Here is a 12,556-nt window from a genome sequence, read left to right as displayed (position 1 = left end):
GACTGCAATTCCATCGTGGTCATGAGCGCGCTCCTTCACTTTTCGCCAGGCGCAAAATCATGAATTTTGAGCAGGCAAGGACGATAAAGGTAATCACAAACAGGATCAGGCCCAGCTCCATCAGGGCTGCGGTATGCACGCCTGATTCCGCTTCAGCAAATTCGTTAGCCAGCGCGGAAGTAATACTGTTACCCGGCATAAACAGCGAAGGGCTGTCGAGCTGGTAGGTGTTACCGATGATAAAAGTTACGGCCATGGTTTCACCCAAAGCGCGGCCCAGACCGAGCATCACACCGCCAATCACCCCGTTTTTGGTGAACGGCAGCACGACGCGCCAGATCACTTCCCAGGTGGTGCAGCCGATGCCGTAAGCCGACTCTTTCATCATCACCGGTGTTTGTTCAAACACATCACGCATCACCGAAGCGATGTAAGGGATGATCATAATCGCCAGGATAATCCCGGCAGCCAGAATACCGATACCAAATGCCGGACCCGAGAACAGCGTACCGACGATGGGAATGTTCGCCATCAGGTCGCCCAGCGGAGTCTGGAAGTAAGTGGCAAACAGCGGAGCGAAGATAAACAAGCCCCACATGCCGTACACAATGCTGGGAATGGCGGCCAGCAGCTCAATCGCCGTGCCCAAGGGGCGGCGCAGCCAGTTAGGTGCCAGTTCAGTCAGGAACAGGGCGATACCGAAGCTGACCGGAACGGCAATAATCAGCGCGATAACAGAGGTCACGACGGTACCGTAAATCGGTACCAGCGCACCAAATTGTTCGTTAGGCGCATCCCAGGTTTTGGTCCAAAGGAACGAGAAACCAAACTTCTGAATGCTGGGCCAGGAGGAGATGATCAGAGAGACAATAATGCCGCCGAGCAGAAGCAGCACAATCAGCGCAGCCAGTTTTACCAGCGCACCGAAAATGATGTCACCCTGCTTGCCGGGGGCTTTGAATGTCGGCTTGGTTGCAGCCATAAAGTTCTCGATGTTGAAAGTGTAGGGGCGGCACGAAGGTGCCGCCCGAGGGAACGGGCCAGATCATTCCAGCCCCTACAACAGCTTAGTACAGAGCTTTACCTGAGCTGTCTTTCACGTTGGTTTTCCAGGCTGCACGGATCTGCTCAACCACAGAGTCTGGCAGTGAAGCGTAGTCCAGGCTGTTAGTGGTTTTGCCACCGTTTTTATAAGCCCAGTCGAAGAATTTCAGCACAGCTTCGCCTTTCTCAGCGTTAGCCTGCTCTTTCTGCACCAGGATGAAGGTGGTGGAAGAGATTGGCCAGGCATCGTCACCTTTCTGGAAGGTCAGGTCCTGGGCGAAAGATTCGCTCCAGTTAGCGCCTTTAGCGGCGTTGCTGAAGCTCTTCTCGCTTGGAGAGACCGCTTTACCGTCTGCATCCATCAGCTTGGTGTAGGCCAGGTTGTTCTGTTTGGCGTAAGCGTATTCAACATAGCCGATTGAGCCAGGCAGACGCTGAACGAAAGCGGCGACGCCGTCGTTACCTTTACCGCCCAGACCGGTTGGCCAGTTAACGGTGTTGCCTTTACCGATTTTGCTGTTCCAGTCGCTGTTCACTTTAGCCAGGTAGCTGGTGAACACGAATGAAGTCCCGGAACCGTCAGCGCGGCGAACTACGTTGATGTTGCTGTCTGGCAGTTTTACGCCTGGGTTCAGTTTGGTGATAGCCGGGTCATTCCACTTCTTGATGGTACCCAGGTAGATGTCACCGACAGTTTTACCGTCCAGCGTCAGCTGACCCGATTTGATGCCAGGGATGTTCACGGCCAGAACCACGCCACCGATCACGGTAGGGAACTGGAACAGGCCGTTTTTCTGCAGATCTTCATCTTTCATTGGCGCATCAGAAGCACCGAAATCGACCGTTTTTGCGATGATTTGCTTAACGCCACCGGAAGAACCGATGCCCTGGTAGTTAACCTGAGCGCCGGTAGCTGTGTTGTAATCTGCGGCCCATTTGTTGTAAACAGGCGCAGGGAAAGTTCCACCAGCACCGGTCAGATTGGTGGCTGCAAAAGCAGAAACCGCGGTCAACGAAAGGGTTACAGCTACACATTGAGCCAGGGTTTTTTGCATCAGTGTCATGTTCCCTCCAGGGGATTAAAAGTCTGGCTTAACGCCATTTTAATAATGAATAATCATTGCTGCTGGAGGCAAAATAGGACAGTTTGATGACAGTAAAATGTACGCTTTATGACAGTTTTGTGACGATGGGTGATATTCAGTCAGGGAGTCACGCGGATAGGCCAGGAGCCGAAAAGATAGCCATCAAATTCAGGGGCATCCACATCTGACAGGGCCATCAGACGTAACTTTACATTCTCCAGATGCGTCCACATCGCCAGTTTAGCCGCGGCGGCATCTTTTTTCTGTAACGCAGCCAGAATCAGCTGGTGATCCTTCAGCCATTCACGGCGGTATTCCTTACTGGAGATGCGCTCATGCAGTTGTTGCCACATAGGGTTGTTCTCCCGCTGGGCCCAGCACTGCTTCCACATCTCGGTCAGCATATTGTTGTGGGTAGCTTCGACAATCGCCAGATGGAACAGTTTGTCGCCATCCTCTTCGCCACCGGTTTCGATATCTTTAACCTCGGCATCCAGCGCGGCGCGCATCTTCTTTATATCTGCAGGCGTCACTTGTAACGCCGCAAACTCGGCGATATTGCTTTCAAGAAGCTGCCTGGCCTGCAGCAGTTCAAAAGGCCCAATCAGTGAAGCCCCACTCTCTTCCTGACGATCGCCAGGCACCGCTATCACATAGATACCGGAACCTTTGCGCACTTCCACGAAGCCTTCAATTTCCAGCATGATCAGGGCTTCGCGCACCACTGATCGACCGACGCCCACCAGCTCAGCAATATCCCGCTCAGGCGGTAGACGGGTGCCGATGAGATATTTTCCTGAATGCAGTTCTCCTTTCAGGTATTCACCGACTTCCCGGTATTGACGCCTTACTTCAACACTCATAACCCCAGCCCCGATCAGGAAATACAGCTTCAGATAGTAGGAAAATGCCGTAGAGTGGTCAACCAGAATGCCTCTCTGGTTGACTCATTCAGCCGCTTACGGCAGCGTCCAGCTCTCCTGTTGCTCGCCGTTAAGGGTCAACGTACGGGTTTCTCCTGCTGGCAACTGCAGGCGGAGCGTTTTCCATGCCGGGCGATAGCTTCCACGAGGAGTGAACTGGATGTCGATCCGTTCTGCATCACTGCACACCGTCCAGCTGAGCCACAGCGCGCCATCGCGCTGCCACTCCCAGCTTTCACCATCATCTTCGAACAGCATACCGGTCTCTTCAGCGCAGCCTTTAGCAGGGAACAGCAACAGCGTACGCTGGTCATCCTTGCCATTATCGATATGCCCCACCCGGCTGGCATGCGGCAGCACCGCGCCCGCTCTGACCATTAATGGCAGCCTGTCCAGGGGTGCCTCAACGGTAATAGTCTGGCCGCCCTGGTGCCACTGACCGCTGTAATAATCGTACCAACCCGAGGTATTTGCTGGCAGGTAGATCGAACGCTGAAGCTGATCCGGCTCGACCACGCTGGCCACCAGCAGATCGCGACCCAACATAAAGTCATCGGTTTCTTCGAAGGTACGGGGATCGTGCTCATGATCGAGGAACGTAGGGCGCAGCATCGGCTCGTCGTCCTGGCTGGCCTGCCACAGCAAAGTATAAAGGTAAGGCATCAGGCGATAGCGCAGCGCCATCGCTTCACGAATGGCTGGCGTCACTTCCGGGTACATCCAGGGTTCATTAACGGTGTGATCGTCGTTCCATGAATGAATGGTAAAACGCGGGTGCATCACGCCATTCTGGACCCAACGGACAAACAGTTGCGGATCGGGCTTCACGCCGGAGAAGCCGCCAACATCATGCCCGACGTTATATAAGCCGGAGAGGCTCATGCCTACGCCCATCCTGGTGTTATAACGCAGCGTCTGCCAGTTAGTGCGGTTGTCCCCGCTCCAGGTTTGCACGTAACGCTGCATCCCGGCACAGCCAGAACGGGAGATCAGGAAAGGACGTTTCTCTGGTGCGAACCGCTGTTGAGCTTCCATGGAGGCACGCATCATCAGCAAAGGCATCACCGGGCGGATCAGCTTGATCGGCAACGGCTGACCAAAACCGTGGCAGCGAGCCTCACCATCCCACACCTCATATTCATTGTTGTCATTCCAGGTAGAATCTATCCCCTTCTCCAGCAGCTGGCTGGTGACATTTTCCTGCCACCAGGCAACGGCAGCTGGATTGGTGAAGTCCAGATGTGACCCTTCGTCATCCCAGAATACCGAGCGTTCAGGAGCATCTGATTCAGAATCACGGATAAACAGGCCCTTCTGTGCCACTTCGTCATAGCGCGGGTGATCCTGCAGCAGGCAAGGTTTGATGTTAGCCGCCAGTTTCATGCCAGCTTCATGGAATGCGCCGCTCATCACTTCTGGCTGTGGAACCTTGTCGTAGTTCCAGTTAAAGACGTAACGCTTGTCATTAATGGAGGTGTAGCCTGAAGAAAGCTGGAACGAGTCGCAGGGGATAGCATTTTCACGACACAGCGTGATGAAGTTCATCAGCTGGTTCTGCGCATCTGGCGCATCGGTATAATGCATGGTCGATCCGCTGTAACCCAGGCTCCATTTCGGCCCGAACAGCATTTTCCCGGTCAGACGAACAAAGGCCTTGGTTACATCGAGCACTTTTGGCCCGAGGAACAGGTAATAGTCCAGATCGCCCGCTTCTGCCTGGTAACGGCGATAAGGCAGATGGTAGTTATCCAGCTCGTTGCCCAAATCCAGTTGAGTGGTGCTCAGGTTGTCATAAAACAGCCCGAAGCTGACCTTATCGTGGCGAGTCAGGGTGAAAGGAATGTGCTTATAGAGCGGATCGGTTGAGGCGGCATTGTAGCCCATCGCATCCAGGTTGCGCATTTCATAGCGCCCACCGGTGCGGTTAAGATCGCCCGCTTTTTCGCCTAAGCCGTAATAGTTATCTTCAGTGTAACGGCGCTGGTAATGCGCCACGCCATCACCGTGCGCATTAAGCAGATACGCGCCCGTAGGGCGATCAGCGCAAAGCGGCTGCCATCCAGCGTCTTCGCTAAGATAGTCCCACTCCAGCCACAACGGCTGGTGGAGAGTGACACGCAGGCAATCGGTGGTCACCACCAGCTTGTCGCCCTGAGCCTCACACTGATAACCCGGCAGCGAGAAGCCTTCACAGCTTTCACGCAGACGACCTTCCCACGGCACGTCAGCTTCTGGCGCAATACTCCAGGTCCGATCCAGTGCCAGTTCTCCTTTCTGCTTAACCAGCACTCTGCATAATCCCTGCTCCAGCACATACAGGCGGAACAGGTGCTTCTCATCGACGCAAAGCTCAACAAATTCGGCAGTTTTCTGCTGTAACACCCAGTTTTTCAATGTTTTCATCATTTACTCTTCAAAATTGTCAGTCTTAAATCAGGCCACGCGCGACTTGCTGCGGCGCTCTGCAATAAACGCGACCAGGAACACCGCACCAATCAGGTCGAAGAAGCCCATCGCTACAAACAGTGGGTTAAATCCGATGGTGTCTGCAGTGACGCCAATCAACAGCGAGAACAGGAAGCTGGCGATCCAGGCAAAGGAGCCACGCATGCCGTTGACGGTGGCCATCTGGCCTTTATCAAAGGATTCCACCACCAGCGCACTTAACATGCAGGAGATCACCTGATGACCAAAGCCGCCAATCGAGATCAGGATGATAGTGATGTAAGGGTCTTTGGTGAGCGCCACCAGCGCCAGTGACAGCATCAGGAAAGCACCGGTGACGGAGCTGGCAACCACGGAGTTCACCAGCGAGCAGCCAAACCAGCGGGTGTAGAGGCGCGTCAGATAACCGCTGGCGATGCTGCCCAGATCGGCAGCCAGAAACGGCAGCCAGGCAAACATGGCGATCTGTTTTAAATCCATACCGCGTTCACTGGCCAGATAGAGCGGAACCCAAAAGCTTAAAACGGCCCAGGCAGGTTCGGCCATAAAGGCCGGGATGGCAATGCCGTAGAAACGCTTGTTTTTGCCCACGGTTTTCAGCGCGGTAAAGAACGGCAGTCTGACCGGTTCTGGCTCATTATCCTGTTTGATAAAAGCCAGTTCATCTTTGTCGAGGCGAGGGTGATCTTCCGGGGCATGATAGAACAGCAACCAAAGCACAACCCAGGCAGCAGCAAGGGCGCCAGAGAACAGGAAGGCGCCCTGCCATCCCCAGTAGGAGTGCGTGACGTAGATGATGGGCGGAGCCAGCATCGCACCCACAGAAAAGCCGACGCCAGCCCAGCCAGCCGCTATCGGGCGCTCTTTCTTCGGGAACCAGTCCCCGATGGTTTTGGCATTAGCCGGCGTGGCGGCCGCTTCCGCTGCCCCCATGAAGAAACGCAGGAACGCCAGATGGATCCAGCTTCCCGCGCCAGCATGTAACAGGCTGACCACCGCCCAGATACTGGCGCAAATGACAAAGCCCATCTTGAGGCCAATGACATCTATCAGCCAGCCACAGATTGGCTGGAACAGCGTGTAGGCTATCTGGAAGGCGCCGACAATATAGGAGTATTGTTCAGTGGTGATCCCCAGACTGGTTTTTAACTCCGGGGCCAGAATGCCCAGTGAGTTTCGGGTCAGGTAGTTAACGGTGACGCCCAGCAAGAACAGCACCAGGATCCACCAGCGTAACTTTTTGACTTTTCTCTTACTACCCACCGCTTCTTGCGCACTATTTGCAGCCAGGCTCATCGCTTATCTCCGGTCGAAAGAGGTAACAGCGGCGGTCAGTCATGTCCTTTAGCAGCCGCATTTCTGATCTACACCATCACCCTGGTTGCCCGCATCTTGCGGACAAGGTGAAAAAGTGGTCAACAAGAAATGTGCAGATGGGTGATATCACTCACAACAATAACCAATATTGGTCGACCAAAACGCGAATTTGGTGTTTTATGACGGTTAACAGCCTTTCTTCGACCATTAAATGAGCGAATGCGAGCATTACAGCGAAAAGTGGTCAACCAAATATCCCTGAAATGGGGTGTCTGGCAAAACGGAGCGTAATCAATGACAGTGTTTATGGGTGAAGATTTCTTACTGCGCAGTGATGCAGCACGCGAGCTTTATCACCGCTATGCGGCTGATATGCCAATCTATGACTATCACTGCCATCTGAATCCGCAGGATATTGCTGAAGATCGTCAGTTTGAGAACCTCAGCCAGATCTGGCTTGAGGGCGATCACTATAAATGGCGCGCGCTCCGTGCCGCAGGCGTTGCCGAATCGCTCATTACCGGCAACGGCAGCGACTACGATAAATATCAGGCCTGGGCACAGACCGTGCCGAAAACGCTGGGGAATCCGCTTTATCACTGGACGCACCTGGAGCTGAAGCGACCGTTTGGTATCACTGGCAAGCTGTTCACCCCTGAATCTGCAGAAAGCATCTGGCTGCAGTGCAAAGAGAAGCTGGCCACGCCTGAATTCTCCGCTCGCGGAATTATGCGGCAGATGAAGGTGAAAATGGTGGGCACCACCGATGATCCGATCAGCGACCTTCGCTTTCATCGCCAGATCGCCAGCGATACCTCGTTCGACACGGAGATCCTGCCAAGCTGGCGTCCGGACCGTGCCTTTAAAATCGAGCTGGAAGGGTTTGCCGACTATCTCAATCAGCTTGGGGAAGCGGCGGACTGCGAGATCACTAACTGGGACAGCCTGCTAACCGCATTAACTCGCCGTCTTGATCACTTTGATGCACATGGCTGCCGCGCGGCCGATCACGGCATTGAAGTCGTGCGCTTTGCGCCAGTCCCCGCAGAAGCCACGCTAAGCAGCCTGCTGCAACGCCGTGTTGCCGGGCAGACACTTGATGAGCAGGAAGTCGCTGGCTTCACTACTGCCGTTCTGGTGTGGTTAGGTCAGCAATATGCACAACGTGGCTGGGTCATGCAGTACCACATTGGTGCATTACGAAATACCAACAGCCGGATGTTTAAGCTGGTGGGTGCAGATACTGGATTTGATTCGATTGGCGACCGCACTTACGCCCTTGAGCTGTCGCAGCTGCTGGATGAGATGGATAAAACCGACCAACTGCCAAAAACCATCCTGTACTGCCTGAATCCAAGGGATAACGAGATGATTGCTGCGCTGACCGGTAATTTCCAGGGGGGTGGCATTGCAGGCAAAATCCAGTTCGGTTCCGGCTGGTGGTACAACGATCAGAAAGACGGGATGCAGCGCCAGCTGGAGCAACTTTCGCAGCTTGGCTTACTGAGCCAGTTCGTCGGCATGTTGACCGACTCCAGAAGCTTCCTGTCCTATACACGCCACGAGTACTTCCGCCGCATCCTCTGCAACCTGCTGGGTGGACTGATGGAACAGGGCGAGATCCCGTACGAGATGGAATGGGTTGGCGAGATGGTACAGAACATCAGCTACAACAATGCTCAGCGGTATTTTGCCAGAACCTGAGTGGCTCCCATAAAAAACCCGGTTCTGCTTTTTACAGCAGAGCCGGGTTTTTCGTTCCTGCGCTTCAGTCATCCCAGCGTGGCAATGAGCTGAAGAGAGAGGTTATTCCACCGTCACTGACTTCGCCAGGTTACGCGGCTGATCAACATCCGTGCCTTTAATCAGCGCTACGTGGTAAGACAGCATCTGCAGTGGAACGGTGTAGAAAATGGGGGCGATAATGTCTTCTACATGCGGCAGAGGGATAATCCGCATTCCTTCCGAATTACTGAAACCTGCATCCTGATCGGCAAACACGTACAGCAAACCGCCACGCGCGCGGACTTCCTCGATGTTCGACTTCAGTTTTTCCAGTAGCTCGTTATTCGGTGCCACCACAATGACCGGCATGTCGGCATCAATCAACGCCAGAGGGCCATGCTTCAGTTCACCTGCCGCATAGGCTTCCGCGTGGATATAGGAAATCTCTTTCAGCTTCAGCGCCCCTTCCATCGCGATCGGATACTGATCGCCACGGCCCAGGAACAACGCATGGTGCTTGTCAGAGAAGTCTTCTGCCAGCGCCTCGATCAGCTTGTCCTGCGACAGCATCTGCTCGATACGGCTTGGCAGTGCCTGCAAGCCGTGAACGATATCCTGCTCAATCTGCGGGTCCATGCCTTTCAAACGGCCCACTTTAGCCACCAGCATCAGCAACACGGTCAGCTGAGTGGTGAAAGCTTTTGTCGAGGCCACACCAATTTCGGTGCCTGCTTTGGTCATCAGCGCCAGATCGGACTCACGCACCAGCGAAGAACCGGCCACGTTACACACCGCCAGAGAACCAAGATAACCCAGCTCTTTAGACAGGCGCAGAGCAGCCAGCGTATCCGCCGTTTCACCAGACTGGGAAAGGGTGATCAACAGGCTGTTTTTACGTACGGCGGATTTGCGGTAGCGGAATTCGGAAGCAATCTCTACGTCACAAGGGACGTTTGCCAGCGCTTCGAACCAGTAGCGCGACACCATGCCGGAGTTGTAGGACGTCCCGCAGGCGACGATCTGGATATGCTCAACCTGCTTCAGCAGCTCATTGGCTTGCGGCCCCAGCTCAGAGAGATCCACTTCACCGTGGCTAAAACGCCCGCTAAGGGTGTTTTTGATCGCCATCGGCTGCTCGTAAATCTCCTTCTGCATGTAGTGACGGAACTGGCCTTTGTCGCCAGCATCGTACTGCACGTTGGATTCGATTTCGGTGCGTTTTACCTGCTCACCCTGACGATCAACAATGGTGACGTCGCGGCGGGTGATCTCAGCAATATCGCCTTCTTCAAGGTAGACAAAGCGACGGGTAACAGGCAGCAAAGCCAGCTGATCGGAAGCGATGAAGTTCTCACCCACGCCACGGCCAATCACCAGCGGGCTGCCAGAACGTGCCGCCACCAGCAAGGACGGATCGCGGCTGTCCATGATCACCATGCCATAAGCACCACGCAGCTGAGGGATCACTCTTTGCACCACTTCACGCAGTGAACCGCCCTGTTGCTTCTGCTCCCAGTGAACCAGGTGAGCAACCACTTCAGTGTCAGTTTCGGAGGCAAACTTATAGCCACGTTCGATCAGCAGGGCACGCAGCGGCTCATGGTTTTCAATGATGCCGTTGTGCACGATGATGATGTGTTCAGAGATATGAGGGTGCGCGTTAGCCTCGGAAGGCTCGCCGTGCGTGGCCCAACGGGTATGCGCAATGCCTGTACCACCCACTAATGGTCTGGTTTCAGCCGCTTCGGCCAGCATGGCCACTTTCCCCACACGACGCAGGCGCGTAACCTGGCCTTCTGCGGTAACTACTGCAACACCAGCAGAGTCATAGCCCCGATATTCGAGACGGCGTAACCCTTCAAGCAAGATCTCAGCGATATCACGCTGGGCTACTGCACCAACAATTCCACACATAATGTTATTCCTACGTCATGACCCACAGGGTCATTAACTTTGTCTTCTGACCTGATTAGTCCGGATTTCTCCGGTTCCCCGAGCCTTTGTAGAGAGTGGGGATTATATTTATAACTGCTTTTGCGGGAGGGATGAGTCCCTCCTCTGAATAATTTGGGGGCAACCTGCGTTACCCGGTTAGTGCTTACTTCTTCTTAGCCGGGCGCTGCCAGTCTGTTTTCAGATTCTGGTCTTTGCGGTTATACACCAGGCCTGCGGCGGCAACGTCTGTCATCACCGTGGTTCCGGCGGCAATGGTCGCACCGGCAGCAACAGTGACCGGAGCCACCAGCTGAGTATCCGACCCCACAAACACATCATCCCCAATCACGGTCAGCGATTTGTTCACGCCGTCGTAGTTGCAGGTGATGGTGCCAGCGCCAATGTTCACATTAGAGCCGATCTTCGCATCGCCAAGATAGCTGAGATGACCAGCCTTGGAGCCTTTGCCTAAAGAGGCTTTTTTCATTTCGACGAAGTTACCCACGTGGGCACCTTCAGCCAGCTGTGAACCCGGACGCAAACGGGCAAAGGGCCCAATCGTACAGGCTGAGGCCAGCTCGGCTTCCTCTACCACGCTGTAAGGACTGATGTCACAGTCATCACCTATCACGCAGTTCTTCAGGATACAGCCGCTGCCAATCTTGACCCGATCGCCCAGCGTTACCTTGCCTTCGATAATCACATTGGTGTCGATCTCCACGTCTCGTCCGTGGGTCAGTTCACCCCGCAGATCGAAACGGGCTGGATCTTTCAACATCACACCTGCCAGCAACAGCTTCTCAGCCTGTTCAGCCTGGTACACACGCTCCAGAGTTGCCAGCTGCAGGCGATTATTCACCCCTTCGGTCTCAGTAGAGCGGGAAGGGTGCACCGCTTGCGTTGCACGGCCTTCCTGGTGGGCGAGGGCAATGATATCGGTAATGTAGTATTCGCCCTGAGCATTGTTGTTGGTCAGCTTGCTCAGCCAGCGCTTCAGGTCGGCACCGTTTGCCAGCAAAATACCGGTGTTAATTTCGGTAATCGCCAGTTGCTCAGGCGAGGCATCCTTCTGCTCGATAATTCCCACTACTGAGCCGTTCTCACGAAGGATACGACCGTAACCAGTGGGATTATCCAGAATGACCGTCAGCAGCGCGATACCGCCTGCTGGCTTCACGCTTTGCAAACGCTGCAGCGTCTCTACAGAGATCAGCGGCACGTCGCCATACAGCATCAGAATGTCTTCATCGTCGGCAAAGAACGGCGCAGCCTGCTGCATCGCATGGCCGGTTCCCAGCTGTTCGGCCTGCAATACCCAGTTCAGCGCCGGGTCCGTTAAGGTTGATTGCAGCAGCTCGCCGCCGTGGCCATAGACCAGGTGAACCTTGTCAGCGCCAAGCTTGGTAGCGGCATCAATGACGTGTTGCACCATCGGCTTTCCAGCCAGACGGTGCAGCACTTTAGGCAAGTCGGAGTACATGCGGGTTCCCTTGCCGGCAGCAAGGATCACCACGCTCATTGCGCTGGTAGACATAGACATCCTGAAATTCAGTTATTAAACGGAAGTAAAACGGTTTAACGGTGAAAATACTACATTTTTCTCGGCAAAAAAAATGCCAGTCAGTTTCCTGACTGGCATTCATGCAGATTAAACCTGAGTTACATCGCTCTTTTGGTTAACTCGATCACGCGCAGTTTGGCGATCGCTTTAGCCAGTTCAGCCGACGCGGTTGCAAAGTCCACATCACCGTGGGAGCTGTTCATGTGCTCCTCGGCTTTGCGTTTTGCTTCCATTGCACGGGCCTCATCGAGGTCGGTACCACGGATCGCAGTGTCAGCCAGCACGGTAACCGCGCCAGGCTGCACTTCCAGCACGCCGCCGGAGAGATAGATATACTCTTCGTCACCCTGCTGTTTAACGATGTGAACCATACCAGGTTTAATGGCGGTCAGGAGTGGAGCGTGATTTGGGCGAATACCCAGCTCACCTTCAGTTCCTGATACCTGGATGCTTTGTACCAGACCGGAGAACATCTGCTGTTCTGCGCTGACAACGTCCAGGTGAAAAGTCATAGCCATAAT

The 12,556-nt window shown here is 54.4% G+C and carries 9 protein-coding genes; 1 reads left to right on the top strand and 8 read right to left on the bottom strand.

All coding sequences use genetic code 11. The features are described from left to right. Nucleotides 1–19: 19 nt before the first annotated feature. The 5 genes from pstC to WCC56_RS05985 all read right to left on the bottom strand — a co-directional run bounded on the left by pstC (nucleotide 20) and on the right by WCC56_RS05985 (nucleotide 6,793). Nucleotides 20–982 (bottom strand): phosphate ABC transporter permease PstC, encoded by a 963-nt coding sequence (gene pstC / locus WCC56_RS06005; RefSeq protein ID WP_424691496.1) that lies wholly within the window; start codon nucleotides 980–982, stop codon nucleotides 20–22. A gap of 85 nt (nucleotides 983–1,067) precedes the next feature. Then, complete coding sequence (gene pstS / locus WCC56_RS06000; RefSeq protein WP_424691495.1) at nucleotides 1,068–2,108, bottom strand: phosphate ABC transporter substrate-binding protein PstS; 1,041 nt, start codon at nucleotides 2,106–2,108, stop codon at nucleotides 1,068–1,070. 140 nt (nucleotides 2,109–2,248) lie between these two features. Beyond that, on the bottom strand, nucleotides 2,249–2,992 hold the full coding sequence (locus WCC56_RS05995) for an FCD domain-containing protein (protein ID WP_424691494.1): 744 nt from the start codon (nucleotides 2,990–2,992) through the stop codon (nucleotides 2,249–2,251). Between the two features lie 96 nt (nucleotides 2,993–3,088). Then, nucleotides 3,089–5,455 (bottom strand): TIM-barrel domain-containing protein, encoded by a 2,367-nt coding sequence (locus WCC56_RS05990; protein ID WP_424691500.1) that lies wholly within the window; start codon nucleotides 5,453–5,455, stop codon nucleotides 3,089–3,091. Nucleotides 5,456–5,485: 30 nt separating this feature from the next. Further along, nucleotides 5,486–6,793, bottom strand: coding sequence for an MFS transporter (locus WCC56_RS05985; RefSeq protein WP_424691493.1), 1,308 nt, complete (start codon nucleotides 6,791–6,793; stop codon nucleotides 5,486–5,488). A gap of 315 nt (nucleotides 6,794–7,108) precedes the next feature. Between WCC56_RS05985 and uxaC the strand changes: the two genes are divergently transcribed. Further along, nucleotides 7,109–8,518 (top strand): glucuronate isomerase, encoded by a 1,410-nt coding sequence (uxaC, locus tag WCC56_RS05980; RefSeq protein ID WP_424691492.1) that lies wholly within the window; start codon nucleotides 7,109–7,111, stop codon nucleotides 8,516–8,518. Between the two features lie 102 nt (nucleotides 8,519–8,620). On the opposite strand, the gene glmS is transcribed toward uxaC, so the two are convergent. From glmS to WCC56_RS05965, 3 genes are all read right to left on the bottom strand, one after another. Then, nucleotides 8,621–10,453, bottom strand: a complete 1,833-nt coding sequence (glmS, locus tag WCC56_RS05975) for a glutamine--fructose-6-phosphate transaminase (isomerizing) (protein ID WP_424691491.1) — start codon at nucleotides 10,451–10,453, stop codon at nucleotides 8,621–8,623. A gap of 184 nt (nucleotides 10,454–10,637) precedes the next feature. Next, entirely contained in the window at nucleotides 10,638–12,008 is a 1,371-nt protein-coding gene (glmU, locus tag WCC56_RS05970) for a bifunctional UDP-N-acetylglucosamine diphosphorylase/glucosamine-1-phosphate N-acetyltransferase GlmU (protein WP_424691490.1), read from the bottom strand. A 125-nt stretch (nucleotides 12,009–12,133) separates the two neighbouring features. After that, nucleotides 12,134–12,553, bottom strand: a complete 420-nt coding sequence (locus WCC56_RS05965) for a F0F1 ATP synthase subunit epsilon (protein ID WP_424691489.1) — start codon at nucleotides 12,551–12,553, stop codon at nucleotides 12,134–12,136. Nucleotides 12,554–12,556 lie beyond the last annotated feature (3 nt).

Source organism: Erwinia sp., assembly GCF_049696395.1.
In the GTDB taxonomy this organism is placed as follows: domain Bacteria; phylum Pseudomonadota; class Gammaproteobacteria; order Enterobacterales; family Enterobacteriaceae; genus Erwinia.
The sequence above is the reverse complement of the archived record's forward strand: the minus strand, read 5'-3'. Positions and strand labels throughout refer to the sequence as shown.

Coding starts and splice junctions, on each gene's coding strand:
- pstS (WP_424691495.1), bottom strand. CDS start 2,108: ATGACACTGATGCAAAAAACCCTGGCTCAATGTGTAGCTGTAACCCTT.
- glmU (WP_424691490.1), bottom strand. CDS start 12,008: ATGTCTACCAGCGCAATGAGCGTGGTGATCCTTGCTGCCGGCAAGGGA.
- uxaC (WP_424691492.1), top strand. CDS start 7,109: ATGACAGTGTTTATGGGTGAAGATTTCTTACTGCGCAGTGATGCAGCA.
- WCC56_RS05985 (WP_424691493.1), bottom strand. CDS start 6,793: ATGAGCCTGGCTGCAAATAGTGCGCAAGAAGCGGTGGGTAGTAAGAGA.
- glmS (WP_424691491.1), bottom strand. CDS start 10,453: ATGTGTGGAATTGTTGGTGCAGTAGCCCAGCGTGATATCGCTGAGATC.
- WCC56_RS05965 (WP_424691489.1), bottom strand. CDS start 12,553: ATGGCTATGACTTTTCACCTGGACGTTGTCAGCGCAGAACAGCAGATG.
- WCC56_RS05995 (WP_424691494.1), bottom strand. CDS start 2,992: ATGAGTGTTGAAGTAAGGCGTCAATACCGGGAAGTCGGTGAATACCTG.
- WCC56_RS05990 (WP_424691500.1), bottom strand. CDS start 5,455: ATGAAAACATTGAAAAACTGGGTGTTACAGCAGAAAACTGCCGAATTT.
- pstC (WP_424691496.1), bottom strand. CDS start 982: ATGGCTGCAACCAAGCCGACATTCAAAGCCCCCGGCAAGCAGGGTGAC.